Annotated in this window: 21 protein-coding genes and 1 riboswitch; of the genes, 13 read left to right on the forward strand and 8 right to left on the reverse strand. The window is 50.9% G+C overall.

What is annotated here, in order from left to right; genetic code table 11:
* Window positions 1-51: 51 nt before the first annotated feature.
* From IPG80_RS16485 to scpB, 8 genes are all read right to left on the reverse strand, one after another.
* Entirely contained in the window at window positions 52-852 is an 801-nt protein-coding gene (locus tag IPG80_RS16485) for a hypothetical protein (RefSeq protein WP_345109017.1), read from the reverse strand.
* A gap of 127 nt (window positions 853-979) precedes the next feature.
* Window positions 980-1,516 carry a hypothetical protein gene (locus IPG80_RS16490; protein WP_345109020.1) on the reverse strand — a complete coding sequence of 179 codons (537 nt, stop codon included), beginning with the start codon at window positions 1,514-1,516 and terminating at the stop codon, window positions 980-982.
* Between the two features lie 109 nt (window positions 1,517-1,625).
* On the reverse strand, window positions 1,626-3,113 hold the full coding sequence (gcvPB, locus tag IPG80_RS16495; protein WP_345109023.1) for an aminomethyl-transferring glycine dehydrogenase subunit GcvPB: 1,488 nt from the start codon (window positions 3,111-3,113) through the stop codon (window positions 1,626-1,628).
* Window positions 3,113-4,462, reverse strand: a complete 1,350-nt coding sequence (gene gcvPA / locus IPG80_RS16500; protein ID WP_345109026.1) for an aminomethyl-transferring glycine dehydrogenase subunit GcvPA — start codon at window positions 4,460-4,462, stop codon at window positions 3,113-3,115. The genes gcvPB and gcvPA overlap by 1 nt, the downstream gene beginning before the upstream one ends.
* A gap of 51 nt (window positions 4,463-4,513) precedes the next feature.
* Complete coding sequence (gcvH, locus tag IPG80_RS16505; RefSeq protein ID WP_345109029.1) at window positions 4,514-4,891, reverse strand: glycine cleavage system protein GcvH; 378 nt, start codon at window positions 4,889-4,891, stop codon at window positions 4,514-4,516.
* Between the two features lie 182 nt (window positions 4,892-5,073).
* A riboswitch (glycine riboswitch) is annotated at window positions 5,074-5,178 on the reverse strand.
* A gap of 60 nt (window positions 5,179-5,238) precedes the next feature.
* Window positions 5,239-6,567 (reverse strand): sulfatase, encoded by a 1,329-nt coding sequence (locus IPG80_RS16510; protein ID WP_345109032.1) that lies wholly within the window; start codon window positions 6,565-6,567, stop codon window positions 5,239-5,241.
* A complete protein-coding gene (locus tag IPG80_RS16515; protein WP_345109035.1) occupies window positions 6,568-7,443 on the reverse strand; it encodes a pseudouridine synthase in 876 nt (291 codons plus the stop codon). It lies immediately after the preceding gene.
* 2 nt (window positions 7,444-7,445) lie between these two features.
* The gene (gene scpB, locus IPG80_RS16520) at window positions 7,446-8,015 is read right to left on the reverse strand and encodes an SMC-Scp complex subunit ScpB (RefSeq protein ID WP_345109038.1); all 570 of its coding nucleotides are present in this window, start codon (window positions 8,013-8,015) and stop codon (window positions 7,446-7,448) included.
* 40 nt (window positions 8,016-8,055) lie between these two features.
* Between scpB and IPG80_RS16525 the strand changes: the two genes are divergently transcribed.
* The 13 genes from IPG80_RS16525 to IPG80_RS16585 all read left to right on the forward strand — a co-directional run bounded on the left by IPG80_RS16525 (window position 8,056) and on the right by IPG80_RS16585 (window position 18,469).
* Window positions 8,056-8,625: a hypothetical protein gene (locus IPG80_RS16525; RefSeq protein WP_345109041.1), complete on the forward strand. Its 570-nt coding sequence runs from the start codon at window positions 8,056-8,058 to the stop codon at window positions 8,623-8,625.
* 19 nt (window positions 8,626-8,644) lie between these two features.
* Window positions 8,645-10,234 carry a G5 domain-containing protein gene (locus IPG80_RS16530; RefSeq protein WP_345109044.1) on the forward strand — a complete coding sequence of 530 codons (1,590 nt, stop codon included), beginning with the start codon at window positions 8,645-8,647 and terminating at the stop codon, window positions 10,232-10,234.
* Window positions 10,235-10,260: 26 nt separating this feature from the next.
* Window positions 10,261-11,220 (forward strand): UDP-glucuronic acid decarboxylase family protein, encoded by a 960-nt coding sequence (locus IPG80_RS16535; RefSeq protein ID WP_345109047.1) that lies wholly within the window; start codon window positions 10,261-10,263, stop codon window positions 11,218-11,220.
* A 124-nt stretch (window positions 11,221-11,344) separates the two neighbouring features.
* Window positions 11,345-11,683 carry a GtrA family protein gene (locus IPG80_RS16540; protein ID WP_345109050.1) on the forward strand — a complete coding sequence of 113 codons (339 nt, stop codon included), beginning with the start codon at window positions 11,345-11,347 and terminating at the stop codon, window positions 11,681-11,683.
* Window positions 11,684-11,693: 10 nt separating this feature from the next.
* Window positions 11,694-12,068, forward strand: coding sequence for a hypothetical protein (locus tag IPG80_RS16545; protein ID WP_345109053.1), 375 nt, complete (start codon window positions 11,694-11,696; stop codon window positions 12,066-12,068).
* Between the two features lie 3 nt (window positions 12,069-12,071).
* Window positions 12,072-12,533: an acyl-CoA thioesterase gene (locus IPG80_RS16550; RefSeq protein WP_345109056.1), complete on the forward strand. Its 462-nt coding sequence runs from the start codon at window positions 12,072-12,074 to the stop codon at window positions 12,531-12,533.
* A 4-nt stretch (window positions 12,534-12,537) separates the two neighbouring features.
* Entirely contained in the window at window positions 12,538-14,091 is a 1,554-nt protein-coding gene (locus tag IPG80_RS16555; protein WP_345109060.1) for a hypothetical protein, read from the forward strand.
* A 21-nt stretch (window positions 14,092-14,112) separates the two neighbouring features.
* On the forward strand, window positions 14,113-14,946 hold the full coding sequence (locus tag IPG80_RS16560) for a polysaccharide deacetylase family protein (RefSeq protein ID WP_345109063.1): 834 nt from the start codon (window positions 14,113-14,115) through the stop codon (window positions 14,944-14,946).
* Window positions 14,943-15,965, forward strand: a complete 1,023-nt coding sequence (locus tag IPG80_RS16565) for a peptidoglycan bridge formation glycyltransferase FemA/FemB family protein (protein ID WP_345109067.1) — start codon at window positions 14,943-14,945, stop codon at window positions 15,963-15,965. Before IPG80_RS16560 ends, IPG80_RS16565 begins: the two co-directional genes overlap by 4 nt.
* 9 nt (window positions 15,966-15,974) lie before the next feature.
* Window positions 15,975-16,574, forward strand: coding sequence for a GNAT family N-acetyltransferase (locus IPG80_RS16570; protein WP_345109069.1), 600 nt, complete (start codon window positions 15,975-15,977; stop codon window positions 16,572-16,574).
* Between the two features lie 6 nt (window positions 16,575-16,580).
* Window positions 16,581-17,558: a uroporphyrinogen decarboxylase family protein gene (locus IPG80_RS16575; protein ID WP_345109071.1), complete on the forward strand. Its 978-nt coding sequence runs from the start codon at window positions 16,581-16,583 to the stop codon at window positions 17,556-17,558.
* The gene (gene rsmD / locus IPG80_RS16580; protein WP_345109074.1) at window positions 17,555-18,109 is read left to right on the forward strand and encodes a 16S rRNA (guanine(966)-N(2))-methyltransferase RsmD; all 555 of its coding nucleotides are present in this window, start codon (window positions 17,555-17,557) and stop codon (window positions 18,107-18,109) included. Before IPG80_RS16575 ends, rsmD begins: the two co-directional genes overlap by 4 nt.
* A 72-nt stretch (window positions 18,110-18,181) precedes the next feature.
* Complete coding sequence (locus IPG80_RS16585) at window positions 18,182-18,469, forward strand: DUF4345 family protein (protein WP_345109077.1); 288 nt, start codon at window positions 18,182-18,184, stop codon at window positions 18,467-18,469.
* The last annotated feature ends 57 nt before the right edge of the window (window positions 18,470-18,526 follow it).

Consider the following 18,526-nt stretch of genomic DNA (forward strand, 5'->3'; position numbering starts at 1 on the left):
TTATAACCCTGAGATTTCGCGGAAGATACCGCCTTTCAAAGTTGACGAGAATTATGCCAGCGGCAAATGCAAACCTGCCCCCGTAAAGTCATCATGTAGACGAACCGCCTCAAACGACCCGTGATTTGCTCCAGCAGTTTCGACGAATTTACATACGCTGAAGTTTCTGCTCGCCTGTTCATAGCTCTGCAGCCAGGCTTCAAATTGAAGATCCGCCTCCACTCGCGGATACTTCACCTTATATGCCTTCATTTTTATTCGATTGGGTTTAGGCGTTAACCTTGCACGAAAACAGCCCTGTTTACGACAAAGAGCGGCATACAAAGGATCGGTATTGAACTCCCGCATCAACTCCATGGCAAACAACTCACGCGGATCGAAACTTCGTCCGGTCACGATCACCCGTGCTCCCTGAAAGGTTTCGTAGATACGAAATCCCAGCCCGGCGTATTTTGAACCTGATGCCAATTTACGCACCATATCAAAAATTTTTTCTTTATCGTCTCCAGGCGAGCTTTTCCTGAAAAGACCTGCCAGAGTTGCTTTTGGTTTATCAATGTCAAGAAACATTAAGTTTTCTGCATTCATCACCTGTGCTCCATAACGGTTACGAGTGATGACAGTATGGTCATCCACAGTTCGAAGAATTTCCTCACGGATCTCTACTTCATATTCTTCAAACGCATCTCTATTCCCTTCTATTTTTCTTTTTATCAAATCTGCCTTTTGTCTTGCCTTTTGTGCGGCGTCATCCGTTGAAACATTTGACCCACCATAGATGGTAATTTCTTTTATTTCGCCATACACATCCATCCGCACTTTTTCTGTAACCCAATACTTAAAAACCTTCATATTTTTTTCTCCTTTACATCCACATTACTTTTTGCTTGATCAAAAAAGCGGAAGCGATGGAGATTATAGGATTCAAATTTAAATACAAACATCCTCCAAATTGGGGATATGGAGGATGTTTGTAGAATTAATCCCCATCCTTACTGGCATGCCTTAAGTTGTGATATACCGTGAAATAGAGCATCTCGCGCATGGTTAAATTGCCTAAAAGCGGATGTGGAAGCTGCGCTTCATCCAAGGAAGGGTCGTCCCACTTCTCGATATTTAACACCAACTTATCCATCGCTTTGAAGAGCTCAGCAAGAATTGCGGATTTTCTTTCCTCGGGGTCAGCCGGATCTTCCTGTTGAGGGAGAAAACTGCCGCTTGCTACAGCTCCTTTTGCGATCTCTGCACGGTAGAGGGAACAAATTTCCTCATAGCTTTTCGAAGATCGATCAGGTTTTCCAAACATTGCATGCAAAGCTAATTTGGGAAGCCCCAGCGCCTTGGCAATAGGCTTTATCGCTTTGATCAAATGGTCAACATTATCTGATGCAGACCAGACCTCTCCATGCCTTGCGAAATACTCTTTAGCTGAAAAGGAAGAGTACCATTCTTGCATATATTTACTAGATTCCTGTAAAGCAGAAACGATCTCAAGTTTGGTTTGAATAGGTTGCATAAAGTTTTATCCTTTATCAATAAAACCATCAAGTTGAGCATAAGTTACTTAAACACAGTCTGGGCAGACGGATGCCTGCCCAGACAAATACTGATTTCTAATTGCTTCGCTACACTAACTGTTCATAATTCTCGGGCAGCCAACAGCAGAGGACCAACTCTCTCGCGGCTTTGACCTCGTCCATGCGACCGAATTGCGTGGTGCTGGGTGCGTTGTGGAGCAGCTCGGGCTGGGTCTTGGCCTCTTCCGCGATGGCGATGAGCGCGTCGGCGAAACGGTCGAGGGTGTCTTTGTTCTCGGTCTCGGTCGGTTCGATCATCAGCGCTTCGTGGACGATGAGCGGGAAGTAGTTCGTGGGCGGATGGAATTTGTAATCCATCAGGCGCTTGGAGATATCCAGCGCGCGGACGTCGCTGCCTGCGAACTGTCCTTCCATCACGAACTCATGCATGCAAATACGGTCATACGGGATGTGATAGGTGTTGCGCAGACGGGCTTGCAAGTAGTTGGCGTTGAGCACCGCGTACTGAGAAACATCTTTCAAGCCATCGGGTCCGTGCATGGCGATGTAGGTGTACGAGCGGACAAGCCCGCCGCCGAAGTGACCGTGGAAGGCTTTCATGCGACCGATGCTGTTCTTGGGGGTGACGAAACCATAAAGCGGCGCAGTTTCATCGTCGCCTTCTTCGATGATGCCAACGAGGGGGGACGGGAGGAAATCCACAAGGCGCTGGCTAACACCGACCGGACCAGAACCCGGTCCACCGCCACCATGCGGGACGGAGAAGGTCTTGTGCAGGTTGAAGTGCATCACATCAAAGCCGAGGTCGCCGGGGCGGACGATGCCGAGCAAGGCGTTGAGGTTCGCGCCGTCGCCGTACATCAAACCGCCGCAGTCCTTGACCATGTTTACAACTTCTTCGATATGTTCATCGAACATGCCAAGGGTATTCGGGTTGGTGAGCATCATACCGACCACGGTATCGTCACAGGCGGCTTTGAGTTTTTCCAGATCTACGTTACCGCGCGCATCGGAGGGGATGGTCACGACTTGCATGCCAAGCATACCGACAGAAGCAGGGTTGGTTCCATGTGCCGCATCAGGTATGAGCATCTTGGTGCGTTTGGTATCGCCACGCAGCTTGTGATACGCCGCCATCATCAACACGCCGGTGAATTCGCCATGCGCGCCAGCGGCAGGCTGAAGGGTCACACCGGCAAAGCCGCTGATCTCTTTGAGCCATTCCTGCGTTTCAAACATCAAGGCGAGGTTGCCTTGCACGGTTTCGATGGGCTGCAAAGGATGAGTGTAAAGGAAGCCCGGCAGGCGGCAGGTGTCTTCGTTGATCTTCGGGTTGTACTTCATGGTGCAAGAACCCAATGGATAGAAGCCGCTGTCCACGGAGTAATTGAAACTGGAGAGTTTCATATAGTGACGCACAACGTCCACTTCGGCGAGTTCGGGCAGAGGCAAGTCAGAACGAAGCAGATCTTTGGGAGGCAGAGCAACTTCGGGCACGTCTGAGGCGGGCATGGTCACGCCGCGTCGCCCGGGAGAGGAGAGTTCAAAAATGGTGGGTTCGATCACGGTAGCCATTATTTCATCTCCTTAAGGATTTCGACGAGGGTGTCAATTTCATCTTTGCTGTTCATTTCGGTGACTGCCACAAGCAGATGATTCTTGAGCGAGGGGTAATCGTTGCCGAGGTCGTAGCCGCCGAGGATGCCATTATCGAGCAGGTACTGGTTGACTTCGCTGGCAGGCTTGGGGCAGCACAACACGAATTCATGGAAGAACGGGTCGGTGAAGCACATGCCAAAGCCGTCGACCTTGCTGAGTTCGGTTGCGGCGTAATGCGCTTTTTGATAGCACAGGTTTGCAACTTCCTGCAGCCCGCTCTTGCCGAGCACTGACATATAAACCGAAGCAGCGAGCGCAAGCAAACCCTGGTTCGAGCAGATGTTTGAAGTGGCACGTTCGCGCTTGATATGTTGTTCACGTGCGGTCAGGGTCAACACATACGAGCGATTGCCGCGGTTATCCATGGTTTCGCCGATAAGGCGCCCTGCCATTTTGTGAACGTAGGATTTCTTAGTGGTGAAGAAGCCGAGGTAGGGTCCGCCATACCAGAGCGGAATGCCAAATGGCTGTGCTTCGCCCACGACAATGTCTGCGCCCATTGAGGCGGGCGTCTTGAGCATGAGCAAGGCGGTGGGATTTGCCACGATGCAAACGAGCGCGCCCTTGGCATGTGCGTCGTCAATGAGCTTGGTGTAATCGTAGATGCGACCGAAGAAATCAGGATATTGCACCACGACCAGCATGGTCTTGTCATCCACAAGCGACATCAACCCTTCGGGACCCGCTTCGAGATCTGCATTGGGGTCGTCTCCCGCTTCTTCAATTCCCATCCCCTGCGAGTAGGTGCGAATCACTTCGCGGTACTGCGGGTGGACGGTGGGTGACATGACGACTTTCTTACGCTTGCCGCGGAACTGGGCAAAGGCAAGGTTCACGGCTTCGGCGGTGGCAGTTGCGCCATCGTAGTGAGATGCGTTGGAGACATCCATGCCGGTGAGGTTGGTCATCAACGATTGATATTCGAAGATAGCTTGTAGAGTCCCCTGCGAGATTTCAGGCTGATAGGGGGTGTAGGCGGTGTAGAACTCGCCGCGGCGCAGCATGTGATCTACAACTGACGGAATGTAGTGGTTGTATGCACCGGCACCGAGGAAAGAAATGAGATGGTCGCGCACGTTCTCGTTCGTGGCTGCCATATCGCCCAGGTGAGCGGCGGCTTCCATTTCGGTGAGCGCGGGGGGAAGGTTCAACTCGGGAAAACGATGCGCGGCGGGAATCGCCTCAAAGAGATCGTCAAGCGATTTTACGCCGACGGTCTCCAGCATCGCATCCCGTTCTTTGGGACTGATTGGAATGTAGGTCATGGGTTACCTCTAATAATCGCAGGGACGAGGCACCTCGTCCCTGCGAAAAAATTAATGCGCTCTTCCTGCACAATCAGCTTCATAGGCAGCTGCATCCATTAAACCATCTGCAGAGCCGCCTTCGATCTTGATCATCCAGGCATCACCGAAGGGATCACTATTGAGTGTTTCGGGTTTCTCAGAGAGTCCTTTATTCACAGCGCCGACCTTACCAGCCACAGGCGAGTAAATTTCAGCAGAAGCCTTCACCGATTCCACGGAGGCGATGGCTTTGCCCACGGTCACTTCTTCGCCTTCATCCACAAGAATTTCAACAAAAACAATATCTGAAAGTTGATTCTGGGCAAAATCCGAAATACCTACAGCGCCAGTGGCAGGGTCAAACCATTCATCAGATTTAGCGTACTTGAGGTTGGCAGGTGTGTTCATTTGTTGTCTCCTATTTGGAAATAATTTTTGGCGAATCAAAAGAGGACGCACGATTCCATAATCATGCGTCCTCTGTAATTGAACCTGAGAGATTAGTCTAGTTGTGTAGTTTTTGACTACCAAACTAACTTTACACCGTCGGTATCCTGTGAGTCGTTTCAACAGGAATTTTCCAGAGTGTCGTCGGTTACAGGGTCCTTTTGCCTGAGAGATTCATCTGGATTCGCCTTGTCTCCAGATTTGCACCTTCGGCGTCCTCTTACGGGGATCTCTTCCCTGTGAACCGTTTAATTGTTATACAAATTCTAAGGTCGAGAAGAGACAGAGTCAAGGGGAAAATGTAACCTTTAAGGCTGAGATGTCCTTGGCTGCCGTTCGGCTTGCAGGTATTGTTGTAAAGTAGCGATCGTTTCCTGATATTGAGGGTCGGAGATCGCATTATCCAGTTCAAATGGATCAAGGTTCAGGTCGTAGAACTCCGACAGGTCATTCTCTGTTTCAATATAAATGTATTCTCCAGTATGAATGGCAGACCAGGCACCCCGGTCTGGCCAGGCTTCCAGCAAAATGTGATCGCGCCAATCCGCCCCGCCTTGAAGCATATTGACCAATGAACGCCCATCCATAGAATCCGGGATGCGTGTTTCAGAAAGTTCATAAAGGGTTGGGGCAATATCGATATTAGCAACGATGCGGTCATCCACATAAGGCGTGGGGACAAGCACCGGGTAACGAATGGCAAACGGCACTTTGACAGATTCTTCATACGCGGTACTCTTCGAATCCAAACGGTGCTCACCCCAATGTTTACCGTTATCCGAAATAAAGATAATAACGGTGTTATCCAACTCGCCGGTTTCCTTCAACTTATTAATAATGTCCGGGATGGTACGGTCGAGCGCCATCAAGGTCAGGATCTGACGCCTGCGAGTGTTGTCGATCGAAGTAATATCTTTCTCTGTCAGCGGAGCCATATTTGAAATTGAAGCAGGTTTATCTTCTATATCTGCTTCATTAAAACTTGCCGGACGATACGGCACCAGATCGGTTAAGAGTGCATTATCCTCTTCGGCAGGAGTAAAAGGTGCATGTGGCGCATTGGGCGCGTAAACAAGAAGGAAAGGTTTCGACTGTTGACTGGCTTGGTCAAGAAACTCAAGACCAAAATCCCGAAAGAGATAGGTTGAATAGCCTGTATGTTTTGACCATGTCCCGTTCACATTCAAGTCTGGGTCATAGTAGCTTTTCAGCGTACCACCCCAAAACGAAACCCAGAAATCATACTCAGGGCGGGTATCCCCTTTCCATGAGTTTAGATACTTCCCCACCAACCCTGTGTAATAACCGTTTCGCTGAATATCTTCCACCATAGTGCCAAACTCTAGCGGATCTTCATTGACATGCACCCAATGGTTATGCGCATACATACCTGTCAAGATACTCGCCCGACTCGGGCAACAAAAAGGAGTCGTCACATAACCCTTTGAGAAGGTCACACCCTGATCAAAGATCAATTCCTGGGTGTTCGGCATATACTCCATCGTGTCATACCGCTGGTCATCTGTGATGATGATCAGAAAGTTTGGGCGTGTGTCATTAAAACGCGGAAGACCCTGACAAGCTGACATCACAGACACCGCCAAGGCAAAGATTACAACGTAATATAACTTCTTCATTTACTTCCTTCTTTTGGGAGACGGTCCAGTCCGTTTTTGGGAAGCAGGCTCAGCTCGCCGTCTCGAGGCTGATTCGTTTCTCCTATTCGGAGTCGAATCGGTCGTCCGTTGCATGGGTCGCCTGGGCGGACGCGGCTTCATGGATTTCTGTTCCATCTTCGGGACATTTTCCCCTTTCAATTCCCGAATTTCATCCTCGGTCAAATATCGCCACTGACGGGGCTTGAGATCGCCAAGTTTCAAGGTGCCGATCCGCAAACGGATAATTCTTACAACGGGCAAACCGAGCAATTTCCCGATCTCACGGATCTGACGCTTCTTGCCTTCCCCCATTACCACCCGGATCCACGCGCCTTTGCCGGAAGATGAAATAAAGTGGACATGTGCAGGCTGGGTACGGTCACCATCGGGAAGTACCACCCCTCTCCGCCAGGCATCGATCTGTTCGGTATCGGGGCGACGTGCCACAAGGACGCGATATTCTTTCTCATGACCAAAACGCGGATGTGTGAGCTTATTTGTCAGCTCCCCATCATTGGTCATAAGGATCAAGCCTTCGGAATCATAATCGAGACGCCCCACCGGATAAAGATGCCCCGGTACAGGGATCAGATCACGCACGGTCTGGCGGTCATCTGGACCCTCTGCAGCAGACAGCACATTGCGTGGTTTGTATAAGGCAATATATGCCATCGTCTCAGGCTTGGCAAGCGCCTTACCGTCCACAGTGACACGGTCAACAGCAAGGTCAGCTTTCTGTCCCAACTCGGCGGGTTTCCCATTGACGAAGACGCGCCCTTCAATAATAAATTCTTCACAGGCGCGGCGCGAGCCATATCCAGCCTGGGCGAGCAATTTTTGTAAACGTTCCTGCATGTTTAGCCTTTCAATAACTCTGTCGGTTCCGGTTCAACTTCAATGGGTGCGGCAAGTGGCGGCAATTCCATAATCGAAGTCAACCCGAAATGTTGTAAAAATTCAGGCGTGGTCGAATACAAGATCGGACGCCCCGGACCCTCTGTTCGTCCAGATTCCTGGATCAAACCTTTGCTCAATAAACTCTTCATCATACCGTCACTATTCACGCCGCGGATCGAATCCACCTGCGGGCGTGTGACCGGCTGTTGGTACGCAATGATCGCCAGCGTCTCCAATGCGGCTCGGCTGAGGTGTGTGATCGCCTCCAAGCCAAGAAACGTCTCGACCAAAGAAGCCAGTTCCGGAGCAGTCGTCAACTGCACGCGACCCGCATTGCGCTGCAAGCGCAAGCCGCGCGACTTTAATGCTTCTTCCAATTCTTTCAAGCCACGTTCCACCACCGAAGCTGTCACATCCAACGCCTGAGAAAGCTGCACCATCGGCACTGGCTCCGCCGAAACGAACAACATCGCCTCGATCTTCGCCGACAGGCTCAACTCTTCATTTGAAATGGATTGAGATTCGCTCATGCTATAATTGCTCCGCATTCAATAGATTTATACATACAAAATGAAACCAAACAATCACATCCAACTCTTCTTCATTATTCTTGTTGCCGCGTCGCTGGCTTGCTCCATCAACGTCGGCGGACCCGAGTATCCGGCACAGACAGTCCCTGCATCTGCCACCGATGCGCAAACCTTGCGCGATATGATCCAGCAGGCAATGGTCACTGGCGCAGAAACGGGCGTCATCACACTGCAGATCACAGAATCTCAACTCACCGGATACATCGCAGAAAAGATCGCCCTGCAAACCACCCCACCATTTACTGAGCCGCAGATCCTACTCCGCAACGGACAGATGATGATGTATGGCAAGTTCACACAAGGCTGGTTCACCGGTAACATGCTCATCACCATGAATGTGACCATTGATGAAGCCACCGGTCAACCCAAAATTCAAATCGCCTCGGCAGATTTCGGTCCCGTCCCTGCACCGGAAGGTCTCAACACCGCCATCAGTGCCATTATTGACGAAGCCTTTACCGGCTCATTCGGTCCTGTGGCTGTCGGCTTCCGATTGCAAACCATCAGCATTGCAGATGGCATCATGACGGTAACAGGAAGAATTAAATAGCGGCTGGATTATACCCGACATGCCCCGCTTCCCTCTCCGCTCCAGCCTGCCCTTCATCATTTTACTTTTTGCTTCTCTGTTGGCGGCTTGTCGCTCACCCCAGCTTAACAGCAGCATCAAGATCAGTATTACCGCAGACGGACAAACCCAGGAAGTAACCGTTGAGCCTGGCGCGACCGTAACCCAGGCACTGGAAAGCGCCGGTATCGAATTAGGCAGCCTCGACAAGACCGAACCGCCGCTTTACACCGTCATCAGCGATGGCGACAGTATTACTTTGACACGTGTGGAAGAGGTCTTCGAAACTGCCGAATCTGTCATCCCATTTGAAAGGCAGATCGTCCGCAATGAGACCCTGCCTGAAGGAGAAACGCGCCTTGTGCAGGCAGGCGTGAACGGACTCGAAGAGGTCACCTACCGCAGGATACTGGAAGACAAAGTAGAGATCAGCAAGAATGTAGTTAAGAGCGTGGTCGTAAAAGAGGCACTGCCTGAGATCGTCATGGTCGGCGCGCAAGCTTCCTTTGTGCCGCTAAATGTGCCGGGAACACTTGCCTATTTGGCAGGCGGCAATGCCTGGATCATGGAAGGCTCTACTGCCAATCGCCGCGTCATCGTCAGCACTGGCGATCTGGATGGACGCATATTCACCCTTTCTCCCAATGGGGAATATCTGGTCTTCACCCGTAAATCAAGCAAACCCGCCGACGAAGAGATCAATACGCTTTGGGCGGTACGCACCCGCAACCTTGAACCAAAACTGATCTCATTGCAAGCCCGAAATGTCGTCCACTTTGCGGCGTGGATACCTGGAACAAACTCAGTGGCGTATTCCACTGTTGAGCCGCGCAGCACAGCGCCCGGTTGGCAGGCGAACAATGACCTGTACCGCGTGAGCATCACAAACAGCGGCAGTCCGCGCAAACTGCTAGGTTCTGGCAGCGGCGGTGTGTACGGTTGGTGGGGTATGTCCTTTGCCTTCGCACCAGACGGGCGCCTCGCGTATGCCCGCCCGGATGGAATCGGTCTTGTTGATCAAGATGGCGGCTATTTGAAACCCTTATTAGATATCACCCCATTAAACACACACAGCGACTGGGCATGGATTCCGCCCATCGTTTGGGGGGCAGACGGAAACAGTTTATACTTCGTCAGTCATGCCCCTGCACCCGCACCCATTTCCGGCGAAGAGTCGCCTTACTTTGACCTCTCCGCCCTCTCGTTCAAAAACGAATCGGCGGTCACTCTGGTTAACTCAGCCGGCATGTTCTCGTATCCATCCATTTCTCCGGTCACATACATTGGAAGAGAAGCCGCCTTTCAAGTAGCGTTCCTGCAATCCATTTTTATTGACCAAAGCGATTCGAGCCGTTATCGGTTGATCGCGATGGATCGTGACGGTTCGAACAGCCGCGCGCTTTTCCCACCGGCAGACAAAAATGGAATCGAACCACAAACACCCGCCTGGGCACCCGGACAGGTGGAAGGACAAACCGGAAGTTTTATCGCAGTCACCTATCAAGGCAACCTGTGGTTGGTTGACAGCGGCAGCGGCAACACCTATCAAGTTACCGGGGACGGATTGATCTCCCGGATCGACTGGAAGTAACTTAAATAAAAAGAGGTACATACGCAATGCGAATACTGATCACAGGCGCAGCCGGATTCCTCGGCTCTCATCTCTGCGACCGCCTTCTTGCAGACGGTCACGAGATCATCGGCATGGATAACTTCATCACGGGCAACCCTGATAACATCGCTCATCTTGCTGGCAATGAAAAATTTCAATTCTTCAAGCGAGATGTTTCCAATTACATCTTTGTGCCCGGCAAAGTTGAAGCGATCTTGCACTTTGCTTCTCCTGCCAGCCCAAACCCGCTTTCCAAATCCGGTTACTTTAACTTGCCCATTCAAACCATGAAGGCAGGTGCGCTTGGAACGCATAACTGTTTGGGTGTAGCGCGTCGCGATGGGTCTCGTTTCCTGATCGCTTCCACCAGCGAGATCTACGGAGATCCAGAGGTTCACCCGCAGGCAGAGACCTACCCCGGCAACGTTGACCCGGTCGGTGAACGTGCCGTGTACGATGAAGCCAAACGCTTCGCTGAGTCGATGACCATGGCATATCACCGCTTCCATGGTGTGAATACAAGCATCGTGCGCATCTTCAACACCTATGGTCCACGCATGGACATGGAAGATGGTCGCGCCCTGCCCAATCTGCTCAAACAAGCCCTGTTGGGTCAACCACTGACCGTATATGGCACTGGCAGCCAAACCCGCTCCTTTTGTTTCGTAGACGACCTGATCGAAGGGATCGTAAAACTGCTGTACTCCAATGAGCATATGCCCGTCAACATTGGCAACCCGGTGGAAATGACCGTGCTTGAATTTGCAGAAACCATCAACCGCATCACCGGCAACACCGCCGGGATTACCTTTATGGAAAATGCCCGCAGCGCCCGCGACCCGCAGCGCCGCCGCCCCGACATTACCCGTGCAAAAAATATCCTGAATTGGGAACCGAAAGTCAGTCTGGAGGAGGGTCTGCGCCGCACCATCCCATTTTTCAAACAAAAACTGGGGCTGGCATGATCCTGACGGACGCAAAAGAACGAAGGCGTTTTCTCAAATTTGCATTCGTCGGAGCCATTGGCGCGGCGATCGATTTCGGCGTGATGAACCTGCTTTCCCATGGGATATTGCAACTCCCCTGGTTGTGGCAGGGACCATTTCCTTCGTTTGCGCCGTCATTAGCAACTTCACATGGAATCGCTACTGGACCTACCCCGAATCACGCTCGCGCCCGCTTCTTAACCAATTGGGCATGTTCTTTGCCGTCAACGTAGCTGGCATGGCGATCCGCATTCCGATTCTGCATTACCTTGAACCACCGCTTCTGCAACTGGTTGAAACTTCCTTCCACACCTCCTACCTTACCGCCGAGTTCTACGCAAAAAACCTGACTCTGGCTGCCGCTGTGGGCATTGTGATGATGTGGAACTTTTTTATCAACCGTTACTGGACATACAACGACATTGACGATGACATAGGATAGGGATATTCAAATGGCGCAACTCACATTAATTCCAATCTACACCACCAAAGGCGATGCCGAAGCTTTTCTTTTATATCCTTATTTATTCAACCGCAACGGAGATTGGATCGGATTTGTCACCCCAAACCGGGACGTGTATTCAGTGATCGGCGAATTTGTCGGCACGCTCACCAATGACCCGCGCATCGTCACTAAACGAGCCATAGAAGAGACCAAACCACGCATCTCCCCGCCGCCAACTCCCAAGAAAGTCCAATTACCCGCCAGTGTTCCGCTTGCACCGCTGATGCCCGAACTTAGCCACTCTCTGATCGACGTTCTACTTGAAATGCCTGAAAAACTTCACACATTAGATAGTGGTGAATTCCGGCAGGATATGGATTGACCGATGAATCAAGCAAAAACGTCTCGCACGTCTCGTGTTTACCTTTCGCAGCTGATGCAGCCCGAACACGCCAACCACCATGGCAACGTCCACGGCGGCTGGATCATGAAATTGGTAGATGAAGCTGGGGCGCTTGCCTGCATGCGCCACGCTCAAACCCGTGTGGTCACCGTTGCAGTGGACTCGCTCGTCTTCCGTGAACCGATCAAGATCGGTGACCTCGTCACCTTTACCGCCGAAGTGACTTACACCGGGCGTACCTCCATGGAAGCCGAAGTGCAGGTCACTGCCGAGAACCCTATCACCGGCGAACGCACTCACACCAATACCGCCTACCTCGTCTATGTTGGTTTGGACGATAACAATCACCCAACCACCATTCCGCAGCTCAACCTTGAGACTGACGAAGACAAAGCCCGGTACGAACAAGCCAAACTGCGCCAGCAGCGACGCATTTCCAAATAAACTCTTGAAAACATTTCGGCAACACCCTGTTTTGATTCTCCTCGTCATCAACCTCATCATCGGGTTGATGACGTTTCGTTCCTATGGCTTATCATGGGATGAGCCGCTGTTTTATGAGTATGGCGCATCTGTAACGTACGCCTACAACCCGGCTAACTGGTTTAGCGGCAATTTCGACATTGAGAATGCCTTTGGTGCCAGCGCCAGCGACCATGCCAATCGCGGTCCGGCCTATTTATTGCTCGCAGTTCCATTGATCTCTTTTTTGAAATGGCTGAGTGTAGACACCGCCTCTGCCTGGCACCTCTCCAACTTCCTGACCTTTAACCTGGGAGTTTATCTACTCTACCGCCTCGCCTCAAAATGGATGAGCCGGGAGGCTGCCTTATTCGTTGCCGCGCTTTACGCCTGGCAGCCGCTTCTCTGGGGGCACGCCTTCATCAACCCCAAAGATTCTGTCTTCATGACGTTCTTCATTGCCAGCGTTTACACCAGCTTTGGCATGGTGGAAAAATTAACAGAAACTGATTCGGCTTCAAATCTACTAACGAGCCGACAGATATTCAAGATCGTTCTGCTTCCCGCCATCCTGCTCGGGCTGGCAACTTCCATCCGCATCCTCGCCCCGCTGGCTGGGCTCCTTGCCATACTCTATGCGATATTAATTCTCAAAGCCAAACTTTTCTCACGCACGAATTTCATTGCACTAACTTTGTTCGGCGTGCTCGCATTGCTATCCATGGTGCTCGCCTGGCCCTATCTCTGGATCGACCCGCTCCATCAATTCCGGCAAGTGCTGCAACTTGCCAGTGAACACCCAGCGTCCATTCAAGTGCTCTTTAGCGGCGAGCTTTATCGCGCCTACGATCTGCCTCAAAATTACCTGCCTAAACTGCTTATCCTTACATTGACCGAACCTGTCCTGCCGCTGTTTTTTATCGGCGTCCTTATTCTGGTCTGGAAGCGAAAAGACTGGCATGCGCTGATCCTGATCTTATTGTGGTTCGTGATTCCATTGTTTTATGTTGTACTTAGCCAGCCGCCCTTATCAGATAACTATCGACACTTCCTTTTCATTTTGCCGCCTATCTTTATCTTTGCAGGCATCGCCACAGATCACATTTTTGGCTGGCTAAAAACCAAATGGATGGTTGCTGTGTTTTCGGCGCTGCTGCTCCTGCCTGGAGTTTACGCGAATATTTCCCTGCATCCATACGAATATACGTATTACAACAACCTGGCAAGTGCAGTGAACGGTAACTACGAAACCGATTATTGGCTGACATGCTACCGCGAAGCAGTATTGAAGTTCGAACAGGTCGCGCCGCAAAACGCCCAGTTATTCGTCCGCCGCGAGCCGTATATTGCAGCCTACTATGCCAGCCCAAATATCACCATCCGTGATTTTCGCAGCGAAGAAAAAAACGTACAAACCGGCGACTACTATCTCGTCAATACTCGAGCGAACGAACAATTAAATTTCCTCAAAAATGATCCAGCGCTGATCGAGATCTCCCGTCAAGGTAACGTGTTCTGTCTCATCAAGCAAGTCCCCTAACCCTGCTATAATCCCCGCGCCATGACCCCCTCTCCGCGATTACTCCTCACGATCGACTATGAATCCTGGTTCGCACTTTCCCGCAGGTATGATTTTCTGCCGCCGGAAACGCGCTTTCAAATGGACGAAGAATATTCGCGCCGGGCGATTGACCCCATCCTTGAAATGTTGGGAAATTCCAAGATCACATTTTATCTCGTGGGCGAAATGGCGGGGTGGTACCCTGAACTTCCTGAAAAGATCAGCAAAGCCGGTCATGAAGTCGGCTTTCACTGCCATGTTCATCGCAGATTGAACAATATCCACGAGATCGAAAAAGACCTGAATGCCTCTGCTGAGTGGATAAAAAAATATAATGTCCGCGGTTACCGTGCCCCCATGATCACCACCGTCGAAGAGGTCTACCCTCTGCTGGCGAAACATAACTTCACATACAGTTCATCCCAATACGCACCGACCGGCGTCACTATAAAAAAAGGCAGTATTTGGGAGATCCCTGCCAGCACATTGCCACTCCTCAGTATGCCCGACGAATTCAACGCGCCGCGTAATATGAATCTCAAACTTATCCGTGGCGGCGAATTCCCCTACGGCTCCAGTTTTATGAGCGGACTGTTCCGCCCGATCGTTTACAAGATCATCGAACAAGAATTCAAGGCGGGCAAAAGCCCGGTCATCTTTTTACATCCCTACGAACTCGTCAGACCATCACGCTGGTATGCGCGGTTTGCAAACGACCTGCTCCGCGACCCATCTTTGCTTCCATTTACTTTTCACAAAGTCAACTTCCTCAAAGACCTGCTTAGGAATTTCCCCACCTCCAGCATGCAGGACTACATCAAAGAGCTATCATGAAAATTCAACGCGTCAATTCTCTCGACTACCCCTCGCTTGAGCCGAAACTCAGCTACATCGGACTCGACTCGTGGATGAACTTCATCAACGATGTTTATGGTCATCCCGTCCATCGTTTTGCAGTGCTGGAGGGAGACCGCCCGCTGGGTGCGCTTTCATTGTTGGAAGTCAAGCATCCGGTCTTTGGGCATTATCTCGCCACTGCCCCGTTCGGAAATTATGGAGGATTCACCTTCGAGGATCAAGCCGTCCGTGACCTTTTGTTGAATGAAGCCCGCCGCCTCGCGGAAGAAATCAAAGCTGAATACGTTTCCCTGCGCTTCGACGATATCGCTTCACCCCTCGCCGAAGGCTGGGTTGAACACCCGGTTTACTCCACCTACCTGATCGACCTCGCTGCCACTCCAGACGATCTGCTCAAACGCTTCTCCTCAGATCACCGCAACCACGTCCGCAAATCAATGAAAAAAGGGTTCTCGATCCGCTTCGGTCATCTTGACCTGCTTGATGATGCCTATGATGCGCTTGCCCTTTCGATGCATGAGCTTGGCTCGCCGTATCACTCTAAAACCTATCTTCGCAAGATGGCAGAGTATCTCGGCAATACGCTTGAATTTGCCGTGACGTATGATGCAAAAGGCAAGATCACCGGCGGCGGTGTATTCATTTACCAAGGAAAAACCATCTTCAACCTGCATGCCAATGTTTTACGCTACGCCCGTTCTGCCTATGCGGGTGAATATCTTTATTGGATGGTCATTGAACGCGCCATGCAAAAGGGCTGCACCACTTTCGACCTCGGACGCAGCCTGATCGGTTCTGGCAATGATGTGTTCAAATCCAAATGGGCACCAGAGAAGAAGCCGCTCGCCTATTGGTTCTGGCTCGCTCCGGAGCAGGAATTGCCTTCACTAAATCAAAAGAATCCCAAATTCCAATTTGCCATTGCAGCCTGGAAACTCATGCCTGCCTTCATCATTCGCCCGCTTGGACCATACATCATCCGCGGGTTGGTCTGATCTATTTTTATGCCTCATACTCTCCATTCCCTCAAAACCATTCCCGCCAGCCTGCTCCCGCGCATTGCCGAGATCCATTTGGGAGATGCGGGTTTGCTTTCAAAACTTGGGTATCCTTTTGTTCTGCGGTATTTCGAGGGCGCTATCAAGGACGATCGCGCATTTGGTTTTTACGCACAAGACGATGGCACTGGCGAGATCATGGGCTTCAGCCTCGCCTCTCCGGAGCCTTCTGCCCTCACATCCAAATTGACCGAAGATAAGGGCTGGTTCATCCAAAATATTATCAAGGTTATTTTCACCCGCCCGGCGGCTTTCCTGCAAATGGCAATCTCCAGCATTACCATTCGCGGGCAAATGTATGAACCGAACACCATTGAATGCGTATACTTCACTGTTGACCCAACATTCCGCGGGCGCGGGTTGGGGCGTTCCCTGCAAAAAGCCCTCATGGACGAAGGACGTAAACAGGGGTATAAAAAAATCTACGCCAGCGTTGAAACATGGAATATCGCCAGCTTGAAAGCGACGCAGGCAAATGGGTTTAGAATCATCAAAACCTTCCGCGAAGGGATCTATCACAGGCATCGCCTGGAAAGCGAGTTGTAAGAATATATGACCACCACCCACCGAGAACGGATCAAAGCCTGTATCAACGGCGAAATGACAGACCGGACACCGGTCGCATTATGGCGGCACTTCCCCGAAGAGGATCAGAACCCTGAAACTCTCGCCGCTGCCACACTGAAATTCCAACAAGCCTATGACTTCGACATCGTCAAAGTGACACCCGCTTCCTCTTTTGCCGTCAAAGATTGGGGCGTTGAGGATGAATGGCAGAATAACCCCGAAGGCTCGCGGGCTTACACCAAACGAGTCATTCAAAAACCACAAGACTGGGAAACGCTCAAACCGCTTGACCCCACTGCTCCGCACCTCGCTGCCCAGTTGAAATGCTTAAAACTTGTACGCGATGGCATCGGTGCAGACACCCCGGTCTTGCAGACCATCTTTAACCCCATTTCGCAGGCAAAGAATTTAGCTGGGAATGACCTGCTTTTAGAACATATAAAAAAACATCCGGAAGCGGTGATGAAGGGGTTGGAAACCATCACCAAGACCACAGTCAAATTTATAGAAGCTGTTCAGGACTCCGGCGCAGACGGTATTTTTTATGCAGTGCAACATGCCCAGGGTCACATGCTTGAATTGGATGAATATAAAAAATTGTGCCTGCCCTACGATCAGGAATCATTGAAAGCCGCTGAAGGATTTTGGTGCAACCTGCTCCACCTGCACGGCAAGGATGTTTATTTTTCCCTGTTGCGGCTGCTAAACGTTCACATTGTCAACTGGCACGACCGCGAAACATATCCGTCCCTTTCTGAAGCGCAGAGTGTACACCGCGGCGTATTGTGCGGAGGTATCCGGCAGGATACGCTTTACTCGGGCGATCCAGAACAAGTTAAGAAAGAGGCGGCGGACGCCATTCAGCAGACGAAGGGGAAAAAATTCATCCTCGGTACCGGCTGTGTAGTTTATTATCAATCTGCCCATGAAAACATCATGGCGGTACGAAAGAGCGTGGAATGAGTCTTCGAGTGATCGCAGGGACTGCAAGAGGCAGGAAGTTAAAGTCCGTTCCCGGGGATACAACCCGCCCTGTTATGGATCGTGTAAAGGAATCGCTGTTCAATATTCTGGCAGGCGATGTGATCGATTCGAACTGGTGGGATCTCTTCGCTGGGACTGGTGCAATTGGCATTGAGGCACTCAGTCGCGGCGCTGCTTTTGTGAAGTTCACCGACCTGAACCGTGCGCCGATCGAAACGATCAAGGAAAACCTGGAGCACTGCAAATTCATTGAGCAGGCGGAGATCAAACGCGGCGATGCCTTTAGTATGTTATCCGGCACACCAGACAAGCGTTTTGAATATGTTTATATTGCTCCGCCACAGTACAAAAAAATGTGGGTGGAAGCCTTGAAATTGATCGACGACAATAGCGAATGGTTGAGCGATGATGGCACGGTCATTGTGCAGATCGATCCACGGGAGTATGAAGAAGTTGAAGTTAGAAATCTGGTGGAAAGTGAAGAAAGAAAGTACGGCAGTACTCTTTTGATCTTTTACGACCGCAAATAAACTCATTCAAGGACAAAGTTATGATCCTCTCGATCTTGCAATACATTGCATGCGGCTTTACGATTCTTGTGGGTGCTTACGCCCTTTTCGCTCCACAAAGCGCCGACGTTTACCGGACTAACCCCCAATGGCGGGCGTGGCGTGACCGAGATTCGTGTGGTGCTTGGGATGTTCTTTGTTGCGCTGGGCGCCTATCCCCTTCTTTTCCGCAGCGAGACTGCATTTCATATGCTCGGGTTTGCCTATCTACTCGTTGGCGCGGCGCGGACGGTTTCGATCTTTATCGATAAGTCTGGCGAACAGTCGAATTGGATCAGTGTCGTGAGCGAATTCGTACTTGGCGCGATCTTGTTCTTCTAAAACATCTTCCATCCACGAAGCTTCAATAGCATAAGTGAACAAAAACAACTATTTTTG

The organism is Candidatus Villigracilis vicinus, from assembly GCF_016702885.1.
GTDB lineage: Bacteria > Chloroflexota > Anaerolineae > Anaerolineales > Villigracilaceae > Villigracilis > Villigracilis vicinus.

Bases quoted from the DNA above. Each gene is read 5' to 3' on its own strand.
- IPG80_RS16485 (WP_345109017.1), bottom strand. From the start codon at position 852: ATGAAGGTTTTTAAGTATTGGGTTACAGAAAAAGTGCGGATGGATGTG.
- IPG80_RS16490 (WP_345109020.1), bottom strand. From the start codon at position 1,516: ATGCAACCTATTCAAACCAAACTTGAGATCGTTTCTGCTTTACAGGAA.
- gcvPB (WP_345109023.1), bottom strand. From the start codon at position 3,113: ATGGCTACCGTGATCGAACCCACCATTTTTGAACTCTCCTCTCCCGGG.
- gcvPA (WP_345109026.1), bottom strand. From the start codon at position 4,462: ATGACCTACATTCCAATCAGTCCCAAAGAACGGGATGCGATGCTGGAG.
- gcvH (WP_345109029.1), bottom strand. From the start codon at position 4,891: ATGAACACACCTGCCAACCTCAAGTACGCTAAATCTGATGAATGGTTT.
- IPG80_RS16510 (WP_345109032.1), bottom strand. From the start codon at position 6,567: ATGAAGAAGTTATATTACGTTGTAATCTTTGCCTTGGCGGTGTCTGTG.
- IPG80_RS16515 (WP_345109035.1), bottom strand. From the start codon at position 7,443: ATGCAGGAACGTTTACAAAAATTGCTCGCCCAGGCTGGATATGGCTCG.
- scpB (WP_345109038.1), bottom strand. From the start codon at position 8,015: ATGAGCGAATCTCAATCCATTTCAAATGAAGAGTTGAGCCTGTCGGCG.
- IPG80_RS16525 (WP_345109041.1), top strand. From the start codon at position 8,056: ATGAAACCAAACAATCACATCCAACTCTTCTTCATTATTCTTGTTGCC.
- IPG80_RS16530 (WP_345109044.1), top strand. From the start codon at position 8,645: ATGCCCCGCTTCCCTCTCCGCTCCAGCCTGCCCTTCATCATTTTACTT.
- IPG80_RS16535 (WP_345109047.1), top strand. From the start codon at position 10,261: ATGCGAATACTGATCACAGGCGCAGCCGGATTCCTCGGCTCTCATCTC.
- IPG80_RS16545 (WP_345109053.1), top strand. From the start codon at position 11,694: ATGGCGCAACTCACATTAATTCCAATCTACACCACCAAAGGCGATGCC.
- IPG80_RS16550 (WP_345109056.1), top strand. From the start codon at position 12,072: ATGAATCAAGCAAAAACGTCTCGCACGTCTCGTGTTTACCTTTCGCAG.
- IPG80_RS16560 (WP_345109063.1), top strand. From the start codon at position 14,113: ATGACCCCCTCTCCGCGATTACTCCTCACGATCGACTATGAATCCTGG.
- IPG80_RS16565 (WP_345109067.1), top strand. From the start codon at position 14,943: ATGAAAATTCAACGCGTCAATTCTCTCGACTACCCCTCGCTTGAGCCG.
- IPG80_RS16570 (WP_345109069.1), top strand. From the start codon at position 15,975: ATGCCTCATACTCTCCATTCCCTCAAAACCATTCCCGCCAGCCTGCTC.
- IPG80_RS16575 (WP_345109071.1), top strand. From the start codon at position 16,581: ATGACCACCACCCACCGAGAACGGATCAAAGCCTGTATCAACGGCGAA.
- rsmD (WP_345109074.1), top strand. From the start codon at position 17,555: ATGAGTCTTCGAGTGATCGCAGGGACTGCAAGAGGCAGGAAGTTAAAG.